Source organism: Neobacillus mesonae, from assembly GCF_001636315.1.
GTDB lineage: Bacteria > Bacillota > Bacilli > Bacillales > Cytobacillaceae > Neobacillus > Neobacillus mesonae.
Genome location: NZ_KV440949.1, coordinates 3,331,066 through 3,353,097 on the forward strand (window position 1 = coordinate 3,331,066; position 22,032 = coordinate 3,353,097).

The 22,032-nt window shown below is 38.3% G+C and carries 19 protein-coding genes; 9 read left to right on the forward strand and 10 right to left on the reverse strand.

The window, feature by feature from the left end; all coding sequences use genetic code 11:
- Nucleotides 1–38: 38 nt before the first annotated feature.
- The 8 genes from A6749_RS15615 (at nucleotide 39) to A6749_RS15645 (ending at nucleotide 11,928) form a co-directional block, all read left to right on the forward strand.
- Nucleotides 39–668, forward strand: a complete 630-nt coding sequence (locus tag A6749_RS15615; protein ID WP_066391349.1) for a sigma-70 family RNA polymerase sigma factor — start codon at nucleotides 39–41, stop codon at nucleotides 666–668.
- Complete coding sequence (locus A6749_RS27715) at nucleotides 668–826, forward strand: YvrJ family protein (protein ID WP_084797855.1); 159 nt, start codon at nucleotides 668–670, stop codon at nucleotides 824–826. Before A6749_RS15615 ends, A6749_RS27715 begins: the two co-directional genes overlap by 1 nt.
- The gene (locus tag A6749_RS15620; RefSeq protein ID WP_066391350.1) at nucleotides 820–1,050 is read left to right on the forward strand and encodes a helix-turn-helix domain-containing protein; all 231 of its coding nucleotides are present in this window, start codon (nucleotides 820–822) and stop codon (nucleotides 1,048–1,050) included. The genes A6749_RS27715 and A6749_RS15620 overlap by 7 nt, the downstream gene beginning before the upstream one ends.
- Before the next feature lie 218 nt (nucleotides 1,051–1,268).
- Nucleotides 1,269–3,275, forward strand: a complete 2,007-nt coding sequence (locus tag A6749_RS15625; RefSeq protein ID WP_066391351.1) for a family 10 glycosylhydrolase — start codon at nucleotides 1,269–1,271, stop codon at nucleotides 3,273–3,275.
- A gap of 17 nt (nucleotides 3,276–3,292) precedes the next feature.
- Nucleotides 3,293–8,950, forward strand: coding sequence for a DNRLRE domain-containing protein (locus A6749_RS15630; protein ID WP_066391357.1), 5,658 nt, complete (start codon nucleotides 3,293–3,295; stop codon nucleotides 8,948–8,950).
- A 26-nt stretch (nucleotides 8,951–8,976) separates the two neighbouring features.
- A complete protein-coding gene (locus A6749_RS15635) occupies nucleotides 8,977–9,621 on the forward strand; it encodes a hypothetical protein (RefSeq protein WP_066391359.1) in 645 nt (214 codons plus the stop codon).
- An 823-nt stretch (nucleotides 9,622–10,444) separates the two neighbouring features.
- Entirely contained in the window at nucleotides 10,445–10,687 is a 243-nt protein-coding gene (locus A6749_RS27720) for a hypothetical protein (protein WP_127484997.1), read from the forward strand.
- A gap of 608 nt (nucleotides 10,688–11,295) precedes the next feature.
- Entirely contained in the window at nucleotides 11,296–11,928 is a 633-nt protein-coding gene (locus tag A6749_RS15645) for a sulfotransferase family 2 domain-containing protein (RefSeq protein WP_066391361.1), read from the forward strand.
- Nucleotides 11,929–12,035: 107 nt separating this feature from the next.
- Here A6749_RS15645 and A6749_RS29150 read toward each other — a convergent pair whose 3' ends face one another.
- From A6749_RS29150 to A6749_RS15695, 10 genes are all read right to left on the reverse strand, one after another.
- A complete protein-coding gene (locus tag A6749_RS29150; RefSeq protein ID WP_084797857.1) occupies nucleotides 12,036–12,317 on the reverse strand; it encodes a glycosyltransferase family 8 protein in 282 nt (93 codons plus the stop codon).
- Nucleotides 12,313–12,720, reverse strand: coding sequence for a glycosyltransferase family 8 protein (locus tag A6749_RS29155; protein WP_066391365.1), 408 nt, complete (start codon nucleotides 12,718–12,720; stop codon nucleotides 12,313–12,315). Before A6749_RS29155 ends, A6749_RS29150 begins: the two co-directional genes overlap by 5 nt.
- A 201-nt stretch (nucleotides 12,721–12,921) precedes the next feature.
- Nucleotides 12,922–13,689, reverse strand: a complete 768-nt coding sequence (locus A6749_RS15660) for a glycosyltransferase family 8 protein (RefSeq protein WP_066391366.1) — start codon at nucleotides 13,687–13,689, stop codon at nucleotides 12,922–12,924.
- Between the two features lie 183 nt (nucleotides 13,690–13,872).
- Nucleotides 13,873–14,625 carry an anti-sigma factor gene (locus A6749_RS15665; protein WP_066391367.1) on the reverse strand — a complete coding sequence of 251 codons (753 nt, stop codon included), beginning with the start codon at nucleotides 14,623–14,625 and terminating at the stop codon, nucleotides 13,873–13,875.
- Nucleotides 14,615–15,202, reverse strand: a complete 588-nt coding sequence (locus A6749_RS15670) for an RNA polymerase sigma factor (protein WP_066391368.1) — start codon at nucleotides 15,200–15,202, stop codon at nucleotides 14,615–14,617. Before A6749_RS15670 ends, A6749_RS15665 begins: the two co-directional genes overlap by 11 nt.
- A gap of 102 nt (nucleotides 15,203–15,304) precedes the next feature.
- Entirely contained in the window at nucleotides 15,305–15,820 is a 516-nt protein-coding gene (locus A6749_RS28955) for a COG4315 family predicted lipoprotein (protein ID WP_066391369.1), read from the reverse strand.
- Between the two features lie 263 nt (nucleotides 15,821–16,083).
- Nucleotides 16,084–17,271 carry an aminotransferase gene (locus tag A6749_RS15680; protein ID WP_066391371.1) on the reverse strand — a complete coding sequence of 396 codons (1,188 nt, stop codon included), beginning with the start codon at nucleotides 17,269–17,271 and terminating at the stop codon, nucleotides 16,084–16,086.
- Complete coding sequence (locus A6749_RS15685) at nucleotides 17,268–17,771, reverse strand: Lrp/AsnC family transcriptional regulator (RefSeq protein WP_066391373.1); 504 nt, start codon at nucleotides 17,769–17,771, stop codon at nucleotides 17,268–17,270. Before A6749_RS15685 ends, A6749_RS15680 begins: the two co-directional genes overlap by 4 nt.
- 313 nt (nucleotides 17,772–18,084) lie before the next feature.
- Nucleotides 18,085–19,242 (reverse strand): M20 metallopeptidase family protein, encoded by a 1,158-nt coding sequence (locus A6749_RS15690; RefSeq protein ID WP_066391376.1) that lies wholly within the window; start codon nucleotides 19,240–19,242, stop codon nucleotides 18,085–18,087.
- 84 nt (nucleotides 19,243–19,326) lie between these two features.
- Entirely contained in the window at nucleotides 19,327–20,760 is a 1,434-nt protein-coding gene (locus A6749_RS15695; RefSeq protein ID WP_084797858.1) for a YfcC family protein, read from the reverse strand.
- 149 nt (nucleotides 20,761–20,909) lie between these two features.
- Between A6749_RS15695 and A6749_RS15700 the strand changes: the two genes are divergently transcribed.
- Nucleotides 20,910–21,710 (forward strand): protein phosphatase 2C domain-containing protein, encoded by an 801-nt coding sequence (locus A6749_RS15700; RefSeq protein ID WP_066391380.1) that lies wholly within the window; start codon nucleotides 20,910–20,912, stop codon nucleotides 21,708–21,710.
- Nucleotides 21,711–22,032 lie beyond the last annotated feature (322 nt).

Sequence of the window (22,032 nt, forward strand, 5' to 3'; positions counted from 1 at the left end):
CCTTCTTATATATAAAAGCGAAAGAAAGGGGTGGTTAAATGGATAAATTCCCCTTCCCATATGAAAGGACACATCCTCACCTAAAAAAGAAATTTGAGCGCACAATTTTGGCTTATCAGTCTGAGTTATTAAATCCGATGATCCAAGATTTTTTAAGTAACAAAACAAATTACGATCTATTTGTAAAGTCAATTTGCTTTCCTACAAACGAAAACCATATAAAGCTGGATCGGGCATTCCAACAATTTTATGGAGAAATTAGGCTAATTCATTACATTTCAAAGCATCTTACCCATTATTCGTGGCATTTTTATCAAAAAGAGAAAAAAGAGTATGAGTACCATTTATATACGTTCGATCAACCAATTAAAGAGGAATCAAATATGTATTCACTTGGTAGTCTTATAAGTGATGGTAATAGTGAAATGATTGATTCTATCTTAATCCAATCAAAATCTTTAATGGATCACGTTCAAGACCCTAAATTATATCTTGCCCTGCAACGACTAACGATAAAGCAAAAAAAGGTTTTAGAACTTTATTATTTGTACAACCTATCCCATACCGAAATCGGTAAGATATTACAAGTGTCGCAGCAAGCTGTTTCAAAAACGATTAAAAATGCACTAAGGAAACTTAGAATTTATTACATGGGTGGGAACAGTTAATGGAACAGATGGAATGGGTAAATAGCATTGGAAATGTAGGTTTTCCTATTGTATTGGTATTTTACCTGTTAGCCCGTTTAGAAAAGGGATTTACACGATTAGAGCTAGTAATAAAGGAACTAGTTGATGAAGTTAAAAGGGGGAAAAAAATATGGTAAATTTATACGACTTAACTCAAAAAGCAAAAGCTGGAAGTAAAGAAGCTGTTGCTAAAATTGTAGAAATGTTTGAACCAAAGGTAAAAAAATCTAGTCGTTTCATTGCTGCTGATAATAGGGAAGATTTAGAACAAGAACTGAGGATGGAGATTGTGAAAGCTGTTAATCGTTTTGAAACATCTTCCACACCCACTTTCTGGGGGTTCATTAAAACACTCAAATAATTGTTAGTATCATTTCAAGTGACTGGGATGTCTTCCTGGTCGCTTTTCAAAAAATGATTTCCCTTCTTCTTTTATAACCTTATTCCTGGTACGGAATAAAATCTATTACTTTTATCCTGCGAATTATTTGGTAGTTAATACCCGTTCTTTCCAAGACTGCCAATTGTATAATAAATTTGTAAAATTTTATTGAAATATAAGGAAATAGGGGGAATTTTATGGTGAAAGGGTTAATTTTGTCGATAACCAGTATCATAGTTTTCATTTCTAGCTTCTTAGATTGGGGGTTGTTCAGTCAGACTGTCCGGGCAGCGAATGCTGCTTCTTACACCCAAGTTAGTACTCCAGGAGCACTAGAAGACACGTTCATAAGTAGTCAAAGCCCATCAACCACTTATTCTAAAAGTCAGTATTTAGTAACAGGAAATCATAGTACGTTTGGTACTACTCGTAGTTTTTTGAAGTTTCAGTTACCTAACATTCCTAAAAATGCTGTTATTAGTTCGGCAAAACTAAGTTTATACCAATATTACAACACTACGAACCAAGCAATCATTGATATAAGACCAGTAAACAGTCCATGGAATGCTGCAACCCTTACATGGAGCAATAAACCTCTGGTAGGCAGCAGTGTTTCCAATCAAACGGTTCAAAAGCCCGGATGGTATGACTTTTATATTACGAAACTAGTAAAAAGCTGGTATAACGGTTCAGAAAATAATGGAGTGGCCATTCAATTTCGGGATGAGACACAGGCAACGAAGATCTTTTATTCGAATGATCATCTTACATATGAAGATTTGAAACCAAGTTTAACGGTTACCTATGATGTTCCGGAAGAAGCGTCGAAAGAATACCGAGCATACTGGGTTGATATGTTTCATGATGGCGCGAAGTCACCGGCTCAAGTCGATCAGTTGATCAAAGATGTTCAAACCAGTAACGCGAACACCATTTTTCTTCAGGTAAGGAGGCGAGGAGATGCATTTTATTCTAATTCTATTGAACCGAAATCAGAGGACCCATACCTTCAAAGTGGATACGATCCACTTAAAGATTTAATTCAAAAAGCACATGTGGCTAATCCAAAAATTCAAGTTCATGCCTGGTTTGCGATGATGCCAATCTGGAATAAAACAACGCCGCCCAAAGATCCTAATCACATTTTTAATGCACACGGTATGACACAGCCGAGTGAAGCTAACTGGTTAAGTAAGACCTATACAGGAAGTTATGTGAGTGGTTCGGATTATGTTATTGATCCTGGCCATCCAGATGCTGTGAATTATACAAGGGATATCATTATGCATGTTGTCCGTAATTATGATGTGGACGGTGTCCATATGGATCTTGTTCGTTATATGGGAGAGGATTGGGGCTATAACGATGTCAGTGTACAACGTTATAACCGAGCTTATGACAAAACTGGATTACCTCAACCTTCGGATCCAAATTGGAAACAGTGGAGAAGAGACCAAGTCAGTAACATGGTCCGGAAAATCTATACAGCGGTTCAAACCGTTAGCCCGTCCATTACGGTTTCTGCCGCAACAATTGCCTGGGGAGATGGTCCGATAACGGAGGACGATTGGAATCAATCTTCAACAATGAACAGTGCCTTACAGGATTGGAAGAGCTGGTTAGAAGAAGGTTCAATCGATTTGGCTGTCCCCATGAATTATTTCAGAGAATATGAAGTTAATCAAAAAAGCTTTTATGAAAATTGGCTTGAATGGCAGAAAAATAACCAAGGAAAAAGAATGACGCTTTCTGGGGTAGGTGTTTATTTAAACTCTATCCAAGATAGTATGTCTCAAATTCGAAAGGCCCAGGAAATTTCATCGACTGGAAAGAAGCTGGGCGGTATCAGCATTTACAGCTACGCAATGACCAACAAGGATAATGCGTCCAACAACGAGTTTTATCAAGCTTTAAGTTCTGCTTCTTCACACAGTCAAACCCCTGTCTTTCCATCATATGTACCGGTGTCGGAACTACCGTGGAAAACAGCACCGGCTAAGGGGCATTTATCTGTAACTTCAAATGCAGGGGATCATCAACTTGTTGAAGTCAGCGGACCGGAAGCTCGGACGGTTTATACGGATGGCAGAGGGGATTTTCAATTAATTGATCTCACACCAGGAAGCTATAACGTCAAGATCCATAACAAATCTTATAGCTTCACTATTGAAGCCGGAAAAGTCAGTACCATCATTCTTGATTAATCGGGGGAAAATTGGAAATGAAGAAAAAACGAAAAGGCCTGTTTGTTAAAACAATTACCTGGTCCATAATTTTTACGTTAATTTTGACGCTGATTCCACCTTTACAGGGAAACACAGCCTTTGCCGAGAAAAAACAGGAACCGAAAAATGTAAAAGAACTAAAAGAATTGACGGACTTAAGGACGGAAAAGTCAAAAACGTATCTTGATACGAAGACACGTGAATATGTATTAGAGGAATACACAGAACCGATTCACTTTAAGAAAAACAAAAAGTGGGAAAACATTGACAATACGATTGTAAACGGAAAGGCAGGAAGCGATGATCCGGATCTTTCGCTCGAGAATAAAGCAAATAAATTCAAGGTGAAATTTTCAAAGAAAAGTAAGAACAACCGGACCATCCGGTTCAAGTGGAAGGAAAAGCAGCTTGATTTAGGACTAGTTGGAGCAAACAAGGTAGCTGGTACTATTGAAAAGAATCGTGTTGCCTATCCAGGGGTCTTCCCGAATACCGACTTGGTTTTTTATGCCGACAATAATGCTGTAAAAGAAGAACTTATTTTCCATGAACAGCCGGAACAAAGCCAGTTTTCATATCAAATAGAGACAAAAGGACTTAAGGCAAAGGAAACAAAAAACAGTGAAATCATCTTTGAGGACGAAAAAGGAAAACCATTTTTCATTCTGTCAAAACCCTTCTTGTATGATGCGTCTGAAGCTGTATCTCATGATGTAACAATGAAGCTTCGCGAAGAAAAAGGGAAAACGTTCGTGGATGTTGAAGTAGATGAAGAATGGCTGAAGTCAGCTGACCGTAAATATCCGGTTGTCCTGGACCCTAGCGTTGTTATTCATGATGCCACCACCGAAGACAATATGATTTCTTCTGCTTATCCAACTTCAAATTATTGGCTGGATCCTTCCCTATACACAGGGAAACAGGTGTACTATGGAACGACTCGTACACTCATGAAGTTTAATTTGAAGAATCTGTTAAGCGGAGCCAAAATTACCTCTGCCAATTTTAGATTAAGTTCACATTCCAATACAAATGGGTATGATCATTCTGCCGGTGTCGGAGTTTACCCAATATCAAAGGTTTGGAATACCAAAACGGTGAATTGGAGCAATCAGCCGGCCATCGAATCGCAGATTTCAAGTCTAAATGTAACAAATGACGGTGACTATACGTTCTTTATTACCAATCTCGTTAAAGATTGGTACAGCGGCAAAAAGGCCAATTATGGTTTCATGCTAAAACATACGGACGAAACCGTGAACCGGAAAATGTTCTGGTCTAGTGATTATTCCGCTGACCCGTTAAAAAAGCCAAGATTTACCGTTGTCTACACGATTGAACCGATTGGGGTTGAAAGTTTCTGGACCTCTGCTGGTTCTAACGTCAATACGTATAATGGAAACTTCTATACTCAGGAATCGGATTTTACGATTAACGGAAGAGGCTTGCCGATCACGGTTAATCGGACGTACAACAGCCGTTCAGTTGATTCAGGGATCTTTGGATACGGTTGGAGTTCCAATCTCGATGAAAAACTGACATTTGCTACGGATGAACTAGTCGTTTACCGTGATGCAGATGGTACAGAGCATTATTTCTCTAAAAATACATCAGGGGGATATGACTCTCCTGGCGGATTGTATTTAGAGCTAGAGAAAAATCCAGATGGAACGTTTAAATTAATTGATAAGGATCAGTCGTTTACTACTTTTGATACCGCTGGGAAAGTGGTTTCGGAAACCGATTCAAATAATAATAAAACTGTCTACACCTACACAGGAGGTAAGCTCACCTCTGTAGCGGATCCATCCGGACGAAAAATGACGATTAGCTACGGTACAAATGGGAAGGTAAGCTCCATTGTAGACCCTGCAAACCGGGAATATAAGTATTCTTATGATTCAAACGAAAACTTGACGAGCCTTGCCGAAACAGACAAAAACCGTGTCGTAATCCAAAACACAGCCTATGGCTATGATACCAAACATCAAATGACATCTTATACCGACGAAAAAGGGAAAAAGATGTTTATGAATTATAGCATGGATAATCGATTAATCAAGTACGAACAGCCGGTTACATTGCAGGGAACGGTCCAAACTGACTACTATACAATGGCTTACAATACGACCACGGGCGTTACTACAGTGACTGATTCAAGGGGTGTAAAAAACGAATACAACCATAATTCCTATGGAAATGTCACCAAGCTAGTATCTGATGTAGGTGGGCTCAATTATACGAGGACTTTTAACTATGATGATCAAAACAACATCATTCAGGAAAAAGATGAAAATGCCAACAAAAGCGGAAGTACGGCCACCTATGATTATGCTTATGATGAGAATGGGAACTTAACAAACTTTACAAACACACTAAACGAACAGGAAAAAATCGCCTATGACGAAAACAACAATCCTATTCAGTTTACAGATGCGAAAGGGAATGTCTCCACTGAGGAATATGACAGTAAAAACAATAATGTCGCATCTACCGATGCAGCGACCAAATCATCCGCTGCCAAATATGATGCGAATGGAAATGTAACCGAAGAAACATCCTCCGTCAGTATCGGGGAGAACTTGTTATTAAACGGAAGTTTTGAAAATGATGCAAATAATGACAATTGGCCTGATAACTGGAAAAAGATCGGTACAGCTTCTTTCACATATGACAACAGTGGGGCTGTCGTACAAAAGGCTAAATTAGGTTCAAGACAAATCAAAATTTCGAACCCGTCCACAGCCGCTGCTTTTGAAAGCGATCGGGTTAACTATGATCCGAAAAAGAAATATGTAGTCAGTGGTTACATCAAAACCACCAATGCCAATTCAAATGCCAAGCTTGTCATTACTGGCGGTAATGCAAACGGCCAGATGACTCAAACAGTCAGCAGCGCGATGCTCAAAGGGACAACGGGTGTAGAAAGAATGCACTTTGTCATCAACCCCGGAGACCTACCTGCCGACACCACGTTCATGACGTTAAAAGCGTACGTCAATGCTGGTACTGGTGATTATTTCTTTGATGGCTTGCAAATTGAAGAAGAATACTACGGTGCTTTTAATTTAATTGAAAACAGTAAATTCGAATTGGATGCAGATAAAAATGGGGTGCCTGATGGGTGGTATTTCCCTGGAACCCTCACTACTTCTGATGGTGTCGATACTAAAACAGCTTATACTGGCAGCAAATCGATCAAATTAACCGGCCAGCGTGGAGTCGATAAGTTTGTCCGTCAGGAAGTAAAAGTGAATGGCACATCCGGACAGGAAATTACCATATCCGGTTTTTCTAAAGTTGATTCCCCGACACCTTCTGCTGGTCCTTATCAGATGAATGTAGCCATCAACCATACCGATGGAACGGTCCAGTGGGTGAATGGTGATTTTGATAAAACGAAATCCCATGACTGGCAACACGTTTCGTTACGGTTTGCAGCAACAAAGGACTTTAAGTCTTTAACGGTTTATTATCAGTATAAAGATCAAACAGGTACAGCCTGGTTCGATGCAGCCAAAGCTCAAGTCGGTTCAATTCGGACAAAGTCTGCTTATGATTCACTTGGGAACTATGTAATCAATAGTACCGACCCCAATGGAAATAATGTATGGAAGAATTATGATTTAATTGGCAATGTCACAGGAGAAACCGTTGGTGGCGACACTCGTCAATATGAGTATAATGCCAATGACAACCTGACAAAAGTAATCGACGAAAATGGTCGTACAACAACATACGAGTACGATAAGTCCGGAAACCATACAGGAACCACAAATGCGAATGGTCATAAAACAACTTCTTTATATAACGAAAGAGATGATATTATATCTTTAACGGATGCCCTAGACCGTTCCATTTCTTATGAGTACGACCTTGTCGGAAATGAAACGAAAACCATTTCTCCAAACGGAAGTGTGATAGAACATACGTATAACAACGTCAATCGCAAAATAGCCACTTTCCATAACGGAGTAAAGCGTTTCGAGTTTTCGTATGATGCCAACGGCAATCTGTTAACGGAAAAGGATCTTTTCACTGGTGTAACGACGACATTTGTGTATGACGTTGATGACAAATTAAAAGAAAAAAGTGATTCAACAGGCAAGAAAAATACTTACACGTATGACAAGAACGGTAATCTGCTTACGAGTACGTTTGTATCGGGAACAGCAAATCTTACTGTGAACCGAGCCGTCGATAAAAACGACCAGACGACCAGCATAACAAGTGGGAACACCGATGTCACGTATACATTTACCGAGAATGACCAGCTTGCAGGACTGAAAAATAAAAACGGTACCTTCTCGTTCTACAATTACGATGGAGCCGGACAGCTAATCCGTCTATTAACATCTAATTCACAAGGGGCAACAATCGAATCCTTTGATTACACCTACGATGCGAAAGGGAACCGGGTATCGGAAAAAACGATCAGCGGAATGACCCATTTCACCTACGACAAAAGCGGCCAATTAATCAAGGAAGTACGTCCTAACGGGGACATTTTGGAATATACGTATGATGCTGTCGGCAACCGCCTGACAAAAAAAGTGACAAAAGGAACCACTGTCACCACGGATACCTATACGTATGATGCTGCAAACCAGCTTTCTACCATTAACGGCAAGGCTGTGACTCATGATAAGTCTGGCAACATGACGAACGATGGAAAGAAAACTTTCATCTATGATGCAGATGACCGTTTGGTTGAAGTAAAAGAAGGAACGACTTCACTAGGAAAATATCAGTATAATTCCGAGGGTCTCCGGGTCAGCAAAACAACGGGAGCTGCCACTGTTTATTATACGTACGATGAAAATGATAATGTGGTATTAGAAACCGACTCTGCAGGCAGCGTTCTTGCGTCTTACGTCTATGACAATGCCAATCGTCCTCTTACGATGACAAAAGGCGGAAAGACATATACGTTCCATGTGAATGCAAGGGGAGATATTACATCTGTAACAGATGAGGCCGGTGCAGTTGTTGCCAGCTTTGAATATGATTCATGGGGCAACATTGTAAAAGAATCTGGTACGTTTGTTTCCAGCGTTCCGTTCAGGTATGCAGGGTATCGTTATGATCTAGAGACAAAGCTTTATTACCTACAGCAGCGTTACTATAATCCTGAAATCGGAAGATTTCTCTCTTTAGATCCAGTACTGGGCGATAAGGAAAATCCAATCACTCAGAATGGATATGCCTATGCTGATAATACGCCTGTTAATTTGGTGGACCATAATGGGGAATGGGCCCATTTGGTTGTTTATGGTGGTATTGCTGCATATAGAGGATATAAAGCTTATAAAACTTATAAAAAAGTATCCAAAGTAGTAAAAACTACAAAAAAAGTTCATGGCAATAGCAAAAAAAGTAAAAAAATTCAACATGGTTATGAAATATATGAGAAAAAAACTGGGAAAATAGTAAAGGTTGGTATTAGTGGTGGCAAGTTAAATAAAAATGGAACATCAAGGAGAGCAAATTCTCAAGTTAATAAATGGAACCAAAGTGCAAAATATGAACGTTACGCAGCACGAGTCGTCAAAAGAAATATTTACGGAAGACAAAAAGCTTTGAACTGGGAAAAAGGAAGAGCTAACGCCGTTAGAAATGCCGGAGGAAATATGTATCGCCATAGTAGACCATAATATAATTAAGGATAAGAGGGTTTTAAATGATATTAAAAAAATTTTTAATATTTGGTGAAGAAGGGGTCTCTGATGTTAAGAAGAGCTTGTCTTTTCAAACAAGATGTATAACTAATTTATTTGAAAAACAATTTGAGAAATATAAAACTTCTGATTGTAAACAGCTAAATATGCATTGTGGAAACTATTCCACATTAAGGATACAAGAATGTGTTGATGGATATTGCGAAGTTATTGTTCCATTCGATATCAAAACATTTTTAGAGTATCCAGATAATAATAAAAAAGAAAAGATTTTAGAACTTCTTGATACAATACTTTCTTATGTAATTAAAGAAAAAGATTGGGATCCTATTCCATTTCAAAAAGCATCTCAAAGAGTAAAGGAATTAAACTATATTAATGAATTTATATGGAAAAAACCAAAATTGAATCCAAACAAAAAATATAATGCAGAGGTGCAATGTAAACACGATTTATATGAATTTATAATAAATATAGTAATAAAGGATTTGAAAAATAGGATTATAAAAAAAGAAAAATTAATATCCACTAAACCAGATGAGCTTATATATGAAAGATTTTTGGGAGATTTAGAATGGTTAAATGATAATGAAGTTGCACTTTATGAAAAACACTCGAAACGATTTACTTCTGTAAAATTACTATAAGAAAGTAAATAATGGAGATTACCAGTCGAATTTTAAATAAAACTTGTTTAAGTTCGGCTAAATTAATATTAATCTGTATTGCGTTGAAGTCATGGTTTTTGAATGACTCGGAATATAACTTTAAAAAGATCGCCATCCCTAAGCTATTCTAGCTAGATATGGGGCGATCTTTTTCATAGTTATCTTTAAACATATTGCAGGTGTGGAGTTATAAACCACCTTCCAAATCTCTGGTGGAACTAGCTAAAGTTGGAAAATCTTCAGGAGTTAATATTAACCCAATCTTCAATTGAATCGTTAGATGGTATTGGAAGAATGAACATTTGCGAAGTTTGGAATTAAACTAAATACGGGAACCGCTACGAATCAAGAATTGTACGAGTCAATCTAAGAGGACGGGCTAATGCCGAGAGATGGGAAACCCGACATATTGACTATATCCAAATGAAACAAAGGAAGAAATCTGAACTGGTCGTTCTTCCATGAGACTAGGTGCATTACTTTTTTCTATAGTCGTCTTCTGCCAAAATTACAGGCAAAAGGCGATAAAGGAATACAGATCTATTGTATAGAGGAGATAGAACAGAGAGAGCAAATTTATAAATCCGCTCACATCATCTTTAACTACTATCCAGTATACGTAGAAGCAGATGCTGAAGGTATTTTATCTTTATCCTCCGATCGGGAAAAGAAGGAGAAGATTCTTGAAATCGTACACGAAGGAATGAAACGTGCTGCTGATGAATTAAAATGGGACAAGACACTACTTGAAGATGTTTATAAAAGTATTAAACAATCAGATTATGAGAATGTTTATATGTTAATGAAAAAGAGTAGTCCGAACAAGAAGTACGTATGCAGCATTATCTGTCATCATGAGGTAAATACCATTGATGTATACATTGAAATCAAAAAGAGAAACAGCGTTATCGTCAATAAAGAACTGCTATTCTCAATTGAAGATACCGATGAACAGAATTTATTTAATAATTATGGTGATTTAAAATGGGTACTTAATCACAAGGTAATGTTTTCAGATAAAGACTATAAACAAGTCTATAGTTGAAAAGGACAATCCTGAAAATTTAGTGTGGAAGATTGAAAAAAACTAACCGTTTTAATGGTGATCCTCTAGGGGGTCACTTTTCTTGTAATTTAGTCTGTTCAATACGGACAAAGTCTGCTTACGATTCACTCGGGAACTACGTGATCAATAACAGATCCAAATGGAAACAATGTATGGAAGACGTATGATTCGATTGGCAATGTCACGGGAGAAACCGTTGGCGGCGATACCCGTCAATATGAGTATGATGCCAATGACTACCTAACAAAAGTAATCGATGAAAATGGCCGTACGACAGACCAAAACTATTTCTCCTATTCTGGGGAGTGTAAAGATAATCCTATTTCAAAATAAAGTCAAAAAATACAATTAAAATGTGCTTCTACCGTTTCAATTTTTTTGTATTTGAATTTTATAAATATATACCTGCCTCAACCTTTTTGTAACGTACGGATAATAGGCAAATATATTTTAGTGAGGATTCCGATTGGAAAATTGATAATGGTTGCGTTTGTCAGTTTTTGCACTCCATATGGATCCTTGGGAATGGCATAGGCCTCCTTTACACATCTATTATTAAACTATTAAGAAAATGTGGTGTTTTTTTAATGAAAAAAAGTGTTTACAGGGATAAAGTATTGGTCAAAAATAAAGTCATTTTAATACATGTCCCAAAAGTTGCTGGCACTGCCATATTTAAATCATTAAATATTAAAAGAACTGTCCATTTTCATTTAACCGATTATGAGCGGGAAGATCCAGCAAAATTTCAGGAATTTTTTAAGATTGGGTTTGTAAGAAATCCTTGGGATCGCTTGGTTTCTGCCTTCTTTTATTTAAAAAAGGGCGGAATGAAAAATAAATATGATCGATATATGCAAAATAAGCTTTCTCCATTCAATAGTTTTCACGACTTTGTATATGCTTTAGACAGGAACAATCATTTCAAAAATAAAATTATGAATGAAATTCATTTTAAGCCACAATATTTGTATTTGATAAACACAAATGGTGAATTAGATATGGATTATATAGGGTCTTATGAAAATTTGGAGGAAGGATTTAAAATTTTAAAAGCAAGATTAAACAAGCCTGAAGCAGTATTAAATAAATTTAACTTAAGTAACCATAAACCATATTGGAAATATTATGATGAAAAAATGATAAAAATAGTAGGAGACATGTATCAAAAAGACATTGAATTATTTAACTATGAATTCCCCTTTAATCGTTTACTTTAATTTATACACATACTAAGGGAGTTGGAGAATAAAGTATGTTTTGTTTCTCAACTCCCTTAGCTATTGGCGCTTACTTTTATCTAAGCAGATTTAGAAATGAAACTAATTTAATGAACAATAGCTGGGTTGTCTAAGTTATACCTTTTCATTACACCCTTTGTGTAATTCCATTTTGGTTCTAATTTCAGGCACTTATCATATAAAACAGCATTTAATGCATCCTGATCCATTAGTTTAATGAGTTTAGGATGCTCTTTAATATATTGGATAACCTGTGAAGATATTTTATTTTCCCGCCATTTTTGTAAATTCATTAACAAGACGCCAGCATTAAAATAAGTATACTCAGCTGGTATTGACAGGGGTGCCTTTTTCCACTGTTTATTAATTAATGGCTCTTCGGACCGCTGCTAAAAAATAGTCGTCAATATTAGTATTCCACAGCTTTGATATGTCCGCCCTTATGATCATATCACAGTCGAGATACAGTGCTTTTTTAATATCAACGTCTAATAGGCCAGGAATAATAATCCTATAATAGGTTTCTTTACTAATATGCTTGAGTTTAAGTTTAAAAGAGTTAAAAAGATTATCGTCAATGGTTATAAATTTTATCTTTTGAGAAAACCTTTCGACAACTCTTTGAAGTTTTAATTTATTTTTATGTGAATTATTTGACTCAATAATATAGATAGCTGCATCGGTCTTTTTATCTAAGTTTTGTAATAATGAATGCAGCATTACTCCAAGGTGTTTAGCGTAATGATTATTCGATGCAGTAACAATATACATTTTGAATCACCTCATCATATTGTTATATTAATATAATATGTAGTTGCCGATAGTGTGATTGTGTGTTCCCCCTTAAAGAAGGAAATAAAGGCCATTAGGGATAAATTTAATGAAAAAAAATAAAGGAACCCAGGTTTTAAAACAAGGGTCCCTTTAAATATTGCGGATCAATTTTAAATCTTTAATACTATTTCAGGTTAATTAAATTTGTTGTTCCCATAGAGAAGAATTTAGGTATTTTAAATATTCTATCTTAAATGGAACATCTGAATTCCATGGTTTTTTTCGGCCGGTGAAATGAACAATAGCCGGGTTATAAATGCGAATCCTTTTCTGAGTACGGGTTGTGTAATTCCATTCATGATCTAGTTTGAGGCACTTATCATATAGAATAGCATTTAATCCATCTTGATCCGGTAATTTAACTTTTGCAGGATTATCTTTTATATATTGGATAACTTGTGTTGATATATTATTTTCCCGCCACTTTTGTAAATTAATTAATAAGACTCCAGAATTAAAATAAATAGAGTTTGCAGGGATTGATAAAGGTTTTTTCATCTTTTTAGCTTCTAACACCTCTGCTGCTGCTAAGAAGTAGTCATCAATATTAATAGTCCATAACCTTGATATGTCTTTTCTTACTATTAGATCACAATCAAGATAAATTGCTTTAGTTATATCTCTGCCTAACAACTCCGGAATAAGAATTCGATAATATGCTTCTTTGGTAAAACGCCCAACTTTACGAAACAAGCTGTAATCATTATCGTTGATTGTGATAAATTCAACCTGTAAATTATGCCTTTCTACAATTCTTTGTAGTTTCATTTTATTTATTCTAGAGATATTTGCCTCAATTATAAAGATATTAGTATTGGTTTTGTCGATTAGATTTTCCAATAATGAATGTAACATTACTCCTAAGTGTTTCGCATAACTATCATTTGTTGCAGTTACGATATACATATGGATTCCCCTAAATAATTAATTACAGTTAAATATAATATGTAGGTTAACAAAAATTTGATTGGACATTACACATATGGGGAAAGAGGAAAGAATAGTGGCGCAATTATGCAACTTAAAATGAAATTTTAAAAGGGTGTCAGGCATCATGTGAAAAATTCACATGGTGCCTGACACCCTGATTTATGTGGTCCCCATAACTTTTTGCCCCTGTGGCTGGGTATTATTTGGATTTGGTTCGAGTGTGATGCCGATGTCGTCGAAGCTGTGGTTTTTAGGCAGGCGGTAGGTAATAAGACCGTTGCCGCTTGAGTCGGGTTTTAGCGTACCGGCGCTCTGACGCTTTCCGTTCTTCAACAGCCACACTTGATATACTTCTTCATTTTTTGTGTCCGGCATATTATTTAGCTCGATGACAAGGACAGTGCTGCTGCCTTCTTTGACAAGATAGGCATTTCCGTTTGCGGACAAGGCAGTATTTTGCCCTGATAAATGAAAAGTCCTGACAATTTCCGTTGTGGTTGTGGATCCGACTTTGTTTTCTAATGCAGCAATATTATTCCTCAATTGAAGATTGCTCCATAACAACCCGATGGCCCCTATTAGTAAAACAGCAGCTATTCCAGCCGATAACGGGGAAAACTGTTTTGCAAAGAACAATTTTATGTCATGCCTTTTTGGCTCTTCATCGCACGTCTTAACGACGGCCTCTGCCTCCTGTTCTTGAAAAATAAAATCCATAACCTCATCTTTTAGTGAGGCTGGTACGTCCTTTTCCTCAAAATCAAAAGAAAGCATCTCCCATGTCTCCTTTAAGGAATGAATTTCCTTCTGACAGTGAATACATGTTTTTAAATGGTGTTCAAATTGTGCTCTTTCATGCTCTGACAGTTCATCTATGATATATAAAGACAGGTTTTCGCATTTATTTTCCATGCCGAACACCCCCTACTAATTCTTCACTCATATAATTTCGCAGTTTTTTTAACGATTGATGCAGCCGGTTTTTAATCGTGCCTAACGGTGTTCGCTCCATTTCCGCTATCTCGCTTAAGGTATAGCCTTCCCAATATAATAAATGAATAAGGCGCTGCTGTGGGTCAGAAAGCTGCTGTTTTGCTTCTTGAATTTGCTTTTTTAATAGATTTCTAGAAACCTGCTCTGGAACATCTTCCGTCTTCTGATCTTGCATTTGATGCCATTCCTGAGGGTCTAGCTGAACCGTGACGTGCTCTTTTTGTTCCTTGCGAATGATATCAATAGCGATGTTTCGGGTAATGGTCAGGAGCCAGTTCACAAATTTTCCTTGTGATGGATTGTAGGTTCGCTTTGTTGTCCAAAGCCGTAGGAAAACCTGTTGGACAATTTCCTTCGTTTTCTCGCTATCACCATTGGCCATCTTAAAGGAAAAACTATAAACCAGCTTTACATAGCGATCATATAGCTCCTCAAGTGCAGGCCGATGATTCTGTACAATTAATGAAACCAGTTCCTCGTCTGTTTTTGATTTCACTGCCAACGTCTCTCCTTACTGACATGTTTTTAGTTAAGTATAAATGAGAGTAAAGCGAAAAAAGAACTGCCAAATAGGACAGTTCTTAAGTGGTATATCAGGTTACGGGGCAAATGTAGTATCGCTATTAACAATATACCAAACATCTTTCACACCTTGGCCGTTCACATCCCCGGCAGCTTGATCTTTCACAAAGTAGTAGAGCGGGTAACCTTTATAAGTAGTTTGTTTTTCACCAGTGTCTTCGCGGGTGATCACAGCGAAATCGTCTTTATTATAGCCCTCCGGGACTTCAAAGGTTTCTGCATAAAATGCTGGCCATTTTTGCAGGCATTCGCCGCTGCAGTTGGAAGTATTGGGCTTGTCATTTTTAAAATAGTAAAGCGTCTTGCCGTCAGCATCAGCTAAGTATTGGCCTGTTTTTTCATTTTCCATTACCTTTAAAGCTGCTGTTGGTTTAGACGCGGTTTCTTGGGCTTGTTCTTTTGATTCACCTGACGATTCTTCAGCCTTCGCCGGGTCTTTCTTAGTTGCATCCTCAGCCTTTTCTTTATCACTGCAGCCAGCTAAAAGTACTCCTGCTAACACAAATAAAAACAACCATTTCCACTTTTTCAAGAAAAACTCCTCCTCGTAACCATTTTTGTCATTAAAGGAAACGAAGGAGGAGGCAAATCGGTTTGATGAAAAATAAAACTTTTTTAAACGTCTTTACGCATGCTTTAAATAATGAATTTTTGGGCTTATTAGCGATTTGAAAGCTTTTATTAGCGGATTTAGGTCTTTTATTAGCGAATTTACAAGTTTTATTAGCGTATTTAAGAGTTCTATTAGCTAATCTGCAGTAAAACTAAAAAACCCCCAAAATGATGGGGGTTAATCTATCCCTGCAGTACCATTTTCCGCGATTCAACGAATCTTTGCATCCGTTTCAACGCTTCTTGAAGCTGCTGCATCGAGGTGGCGTAGGAGCAGCGGACATAGCCTTCGCCGCTTTCGCCAAAGACATTGCCTGGTACTACAGCCACTTTTTCCGCCATCAATAGTTCTTCGGCAAATTGTTCTGAGCTTAAGCCTGTTGAACGAATCGACGGAAAGACGTAAAAGGCGCCTCCTGGTGTATGGCAATCCAGCCCGATTTCGTTTAGGGTCTGCACCATATAATTCCGTCTTCTTTGGTAGCTCTTCCGCATTTCCTCAACTTCATGATAGGTGTTCCTTAGTGCTTCTACCGCACCAATTTGCAGCATATGCGGGGCACACATTGTCGTATATTGGAAAATTTTCAACATTGCCTCAACAAACTCCACTGGGGCAGCAATATATCCTAAACGCCAGCCTGTCATCGCAAAGCCTTTAGAAAATCCGTTGATCAAAATTGTCCGTTCATACATGCCATCGATGGCGGCAAAGCTGGTAAAAGTCTCATCATAGCTTAATTCAGCGTAAATTTCATCGGATACGACAATTAGGTCGTGTTTTTCCATAACTTTTGCAAGTTCTATAAGCTCATCCTTTGTCAGCATGCTTCCTGTCGGATTGTTAGGCGAGCAAATCAAAAGCGCCTTTGTTTTTTCCGTAATGGCCGCTTCAATTTGTTCCGGTGTTACTTTAAAACCGTTCTCTGGTGAAGTAGAAACCGGAACCGGTTTGCCGCCTGCTAATGCAACTAATGGGGCGTAGGCGACAAAGGCAGGCTCAACAATCAGGACTTCCTCTCCTGGGTTTATAATCGCACGGAATGCGAGGTCAATGGCTTGGCTTGCCCCGACCGTGACAATCACCTGGTTCCCAGGATTATATTGAACGGAAAAACGATTATATAGGTATTTACAGATTTCTTGTCTTAATTCAAGCAAGCCGGGATTGGCCGTATAGGAGGTATATCCCTGCTCAAGCGATAAAATTGTTGCCTCGCGAATATTCCAAGGAGTGATGAAGTCTGGTTCACCAACTCCAAGTGAAATGACGCCTTCCATACTGGCTGCCAAATCGAAAAATTTACGAATCCCCGACGGCTGAATTTCTTTAGCTGTTTGCGAAAGATAGGAAGAATACTCGTTTTTCATGGTGTAACCACCATTCTGCGATCTTTTTCATCGCCGCCTTCAAAAATAACCCCATCATGCTTGTATTTTTTTAACATGAAATGGGTGGTGGTTGAGATGACATGTTCAATCGTCGATAGTTTTTCAGAAACAAAGTTGGCAATTTGGTTCATCGTTTTGCCTTCGATAGTAATCGATAAATCATAGGCACCTGACATCAGGTATAGGGAAGAAACCTCCGGAAAACGGGCAATTCTTTCTGCCACTTCATCAAAACCGACACCGCGCTTGGGGGTTACCTTTACCTCAATCATGGCAATAATGTTTGCTTGGCCATCTACTTTACTCCAGTTGATTAACGTAGGGTAGCTCATAATAATTTTTTGATCTTCTAATTTTTTAATCGTATTTTTGACGGTTTCTTCATCGCTCATCACCATGGATGCGATTATCGCCGCCGATAATTTGTGGTCCTCTTCAAGGATTTTTAAAATTTCAATTTCCTCACTGCTCAGTTTCATCATGGAGCCTCCTCAATTACTAAAATCTCCAGCATATGGGAGATTAGCGAATATTATCGAAAATAGTCGACAATATATTCTATAATATGCGATTTTGAAAAATCACTCAATTCTTAAAGCTACATTTTTTAAATAAAAATAATGGAAAAATGATTGTGAAAATTTCACATGGTGTCAGGCACCAAAAAAGGACAGCCCCCAAATTAAGGACTGTCCTCCTGAGGTGGACAAATGGGTCATTTGTCCACGAGCGGTGCCTGACACCATTTTCCTTTTTTTACACAGCCTACACCATTTACAACAGCAACGGCGATTAAGCGTTCAACGCTAATTGAATCATCAATTCGATTCCGGCTGGGATGGCGGTTTCGTCGATGTCGAATTTTGGGTGGTGGTGCGGGTATTGGCTTTTGTCGCTTTGCATGCCGACATTGATAAAGCAGCCAAGCTTTTCTTTTAGATAGAAGGAGTAGTCTTCTGCACCTAGGACAGGTTCCAGTTCGGCAAATACACCCTCGCCGAAAGTTTGCTCGATGATTCCTTTTGCTACTTCACATGCTTCCGGATGGTTGTATAATGGCGGTGTGCCCTCGATAAAATGATAATGTCCTTTTGCTCCAAAGCTTGCACAAATAGATTCCGTTAACTGTGCCGTTTTTTCGTGCATTAATTCAGCGCCTTCAAAGGTTAAAGCGCGAATTGTTCCTTGCATTGTCACTTTATCCGGAATGACATTGTAGGAATTACCGGCTTGCAATCCGCCAAAGGAAATAACACCCGCATGGAGCGGATTTAAGTTCCTGCTGATTATGGATTGGAACGCTTGAATCAAATGAGTTGCGATGTAGATTGGATCAACCGTTTCGTGCGGATTTCCACCGTGTCCGCCTTTTCCTTCAATCGTGATATCAAAGTCATCGCTAGAGGCCATCCCATAGCCAGTCGCAAAACCAATTTGTCCAAGAGGTACGCTAGACATATAGTGAATACCATAGATGGCGTCAACTCCGTCCAAAACGCCTTCTTTGACAAGCTGTTTCGCACCGCTTGGAGACGCTTCTTCAGAGCTTTGAAATATCAGCACGATATTATTTTTCACTAACTGAGGATTAGCGCTCATCCATTTAGCTGCCCCGAGCAATGTAGCAGTATGCCCATCGTGTCCGCAGCCGTGCATAACGCCAGGAACGGTGGAGATATAAGGCTTGTCTCCTTCTTCATGGAGAGGAAGTGCATCCATATCCGCTCGAAGTGCGATGGTCTTTTTCCCTTCCGTTCCTTTAAAATAAGCAACCACATTTGGGGCAGAAAAACGGGGATTAACAGGGATACCGAATTCTGCTAATTTCTCTTTCACATAAGCAGCAGTGTTATATTCTTGTCCTGACAGCTCAGGATGCATATGAAAATGTCTTCGTTGTGCAATCGTCCATTCAATTAACTCTGAATCAATTAATTTTGTCTGAAACATGATGTGAAAACCTCCGTTTTATTAAAATCCAAAAGGAAATCGGCTAGGACGCCGACTTCCTTAAACACTATCAAAAATTATACCTTAGAATGGGCCGTAATGTATGGCTTGAGCAATCAGCAGGAAAATAATCGCAATGCTGATTTCGATCAAAAGAAATGGAAACACCCATTTAACCCATTTCGTATAAGGGATACCAGCAATGGCTAGTCCTGCAATCAATACACCCGATGTTGGAAAAATTGAATTGGAAATACCGTCCCCAAGCTGGAACGCTAAAACAGCCGTTTGCCTTGTCACACCAACCAAATCTGCTAAAGGTGCCATGATTGGCATCGTCAGCGCTGCCTGTCCGCTTCCTGATGGAACAAGGAAATTTAGGAATAGCTGAACAAAGAACATACCAACTGCGTTTAAAGAAGGTGACAACTCACCCAGGAAAGAGGATGCATAATATAAAATAGAATCCATCAATTTTCCGTCCTGGAATACAACCAAAATAGCCTGTGCGAATCCGATAATTAACGCACCGCTGATCACTTCCTTAGCTCCATCCATAAAGCTGTCGGCCATTTGGTTCGGACCTAATTTGCCGATAATGCCAACAATAATCCCAAACATTAGAAATAGTCCGCCAATTTCAGGAATATACCAGCCGAATTTTAATACACCGAAAATCAGGGTAATAAAATTAAGAAGGAACACAACTAAAATCCATTTATGTCTTGTTTCAAGCTTCATATCTGGTGCAGCTTTTGGTTTGCCGCCTGTTTGGTAGCTTCCTAGAATTCTAAGCGCAGGCTGCTGTTTCACTTTTTTTGCATAACGGTAGATGTAGATAACTCCTGCAATGTAAAAGGCAGCAAGAAGTGCAAGTCTTAAGCCAATCCCGGAAAATGTCGGCAGTTCAGCAATACTTTGCGCGACCCCGACATTGAATGGGTTTAGCACGGCGCTCATAAAGCCGATATTTGCTGCCAATGCGACGATTGCATAACCGACCATTGCATCAAAGCCTAAGGCAATTGCCAGCGGGGTAATGATCCCGATATAAATCAGTGTTTCTTCAGCCATTCCCATTAAGGTACCGCCGGCCGAAAAAAACAGCATAATAACTGGAATGAGCAGCAGTTCTCGATTTGCAAGTTTTCGTGTAATTGCAACGATCAAGGCGTCAAGTGCACCTGTTGCCTTCAAAATCCCAAAGGCACCGCCGACTAGCAATACGAAAAAGATAATTCCTGCGGCATTCACCAAGCCAGCATGTATGCTGGTGAAAATATGGAAAAATTCAACTGGAGAAGATGCAGTATGGTGAAAGGAGCCAGGAACAACAACCGTTCTGCCGGCTTTTTCCACGCGGTCATATTCACCGGCGGGTAAAATATAAGTTAATATGGTAGAAATGACAATGACCCCAAAAATTAGGACAAAGGCATTTAAATTTTTCATACTTTCGCCAAACCCCTTTTTGGGTGGCTGATGAGGCTGGAACTCTTGCTGTAATGAATTCTTCATCTAGTAAACTCCTTTTTTGTTTAGTACATTTGTTGGATTTTTATGCGATTAATTGTATGATACATTCATCTAATATGCAACCTGGTTTTCGATATTTTTTTAATTTGGGTAAAATTACTACGATTATAATAGTTAAGAAGGTGATGAATTTGGAAATTGAAAAAGTCTATTTAAAAAGCGACAAAAAAACTGTTTGTGAAGATTATTTTGTGTTGGATGAACAAAAAGGATTGTTTGCTGTATTGGATGGTGCCACACCGTTAACAGACTTTGTGAACGAGCAAGGAGTAAATGGAGCAGTTTTAGCCTCAAGAATTGTGGGGGAAGCCATTCACAATGCTGAAGATGAAAATATTCAAGCGCTAATGTCAAATGCCAATGAGCTGCTTTTAGAAGAAATGAAGAAATATAAGATTGATTTATTCAAAAAACATGAGCTGTGGAGCACTTGTTTAGCGATGATTAAAATGAACGGACAGCAGATTGATTTCGGCCAAATCGGCGATAGTATGATTTTTGCCGTCACTAAAAGCGGTAATTTAGAGGTTTTATCAATAGATACAGTAGCGGGAATTTCAGAGAGAGCAAAGAGGCAGAGAGAGGAAGAGCGGCGGAAAGGTAGAAATTTACCGGATGAAGCTTATTTTCAAAACAAGCGGAACTCATTAATTTATAACAGATCATTAGCTAATAAACCAAACGGTTATGGTGTGTTAAATGGGGATTCAGCTGCGGAGGGTTATTTTCATATTGGCTCAATAAAAACCGAAAATTATAGGGGATTATTGCTTATTTCCGATGGACTTTTCCCAAAGGATCTAAATTGGAATAACATGATAAATACTATCTGGAAAGACGGACTGCAAAAATATGCACTGGATTTAGTAGAATGCGAGAAAAGCACCAATTCGTATCAAGATGACAAGACGGGGATTTTTATCAGGCTTTAATTTTTTTTAAAAAAATAAGTGACTCAAAACCAAAAATCGCATGCCTCAATTTATTAGCGACAAAAGCCGGAGCAAAAGAGAGTAAAGTGAGTCCAATGAAGAATATTGGCGACAAAAGCCGAAGCAAAAAAGAGTAAAGTGAGTCCAATGAAGGCTATTGGCGACAAAAGTCGGAGCAAAGGAGAGCAAAGTGAATCCAATGAAGGCTATTGGCGACAAAAGCCGGAGCAAAGGAGAGGAAAGTGAATCCAATGAAGGCTATTGGCGACAAAAGCCGAAGCAAAAAAGACCAAAATGAGTCCAATAAAGGCTTTTGGCGACA

Excerpts from the sequence above, each read along its gene's own strand:
- A6749_RS15615 (WP_066391349.1), top strand. The coding sequence starts at position 39 with ATGGATAAATTCCCCTTCCCATATGAAAGGACACATCCTCACCTAAAA.
- A6749_RS27715 (WP_084797855.1), top strand. The coding sequence starts at position 668 with ATGGAACAGATGGAATGGGTAAATAGCATTGGAAATGTAGGTTTTCCT.
- A6749_RS15620 (WP_066391350.1), top strand. The coding sequence starts at position 820 with ATGGTAAATTTATACGACTTAACTCAAAAAGCAAAAGCTGGAAGTAAA.
- A6749_RS15625 (WP_066391351.1), top strand. The coding sequence starts at position 1,269 with ATGGTGAAAGGGTTAATTTTGTCGATAACCAGTATCATAGTTTTCATT.
- A6749_RS15630 (WP_066391357.1), top strand. The coding sequence starts at position 3,293 with ATGAAGAAAAAACGAAAAGGCCTGTTTGTTAAAACAATTACCTGGTCC.
- A6749_RS15635 (WP_066391359.1), top strand. The coding sequence starts at position 8,977 with ATGATATTAAAAAAATTTTTAATATTTGGTGAAGAAGGGGTCTCTGAT.
- A6749_RS27720 (WP_127484997.1), top strand. The coding sequence starts at position 10,445 with ATGAAAAAGAGTAGTCCGAACAAGAAGTACGTATGCAGCATTATCTGT.
- A6749_RS15645 (WP_066391361.1), top strand. The coding sequence starts at position 11,296 with ATGAAAAAAAGTGTTTACAGGGATAAAGTATTGGTCAAAAATAAAGTC.
- A6749_RS29155 (WP_066391365.1), bottom strand. The coding sequence starts at position 12,720 with ATGTATATTGTTACTGCATCGAATAATCATTACGCTAAACACCTTGGA.
- A6749_RS15660 (WP_066391366.1), bottom strand. The coding sequence starts at position 13,689 with ATGTATATCGTAACTGCAACAAATGATAGTTATGCGAAACACTTAGGA.
- A6749_RS15665 (WP_066391367.1), bottom strand. The coding sequence starts at position 14,625 with ATGGAAAATAAATGCGAAAACCTGTCTTTATATATCATAGATGAACTG.
- A6749_RS15680 (WP_066391371.1), bottom strand. The coding sequence starts at position 17,271 with ATGAAAAACGAGTATTCTTCCTATCTTTCGCAAACAGCTAAAGAAATT.
- A6749_RS15685 (WP_066391373.1), bottom strand. The coding sequence starts at position 17,771 with ATGAAACTGAGCAGTGAGGAAATTGAAATTTTAAAAATCCTTGAAGAG.
- A6749_RS15690 (WP_066391376.1), bottom strand. The coding sequence starts at position 19,242 with ATGTTTCAGACAAAATTAATTGATTCAGAGTTAATTGAATGGACGATT.
- A6749_RS15695 (WP_084797858.1), bottom strand. The coding sequence starts at position 20,760 with ATGAAGAATTCATTACAGCAAGAGTTCCAGCCTCATCAGCCACCCAAA.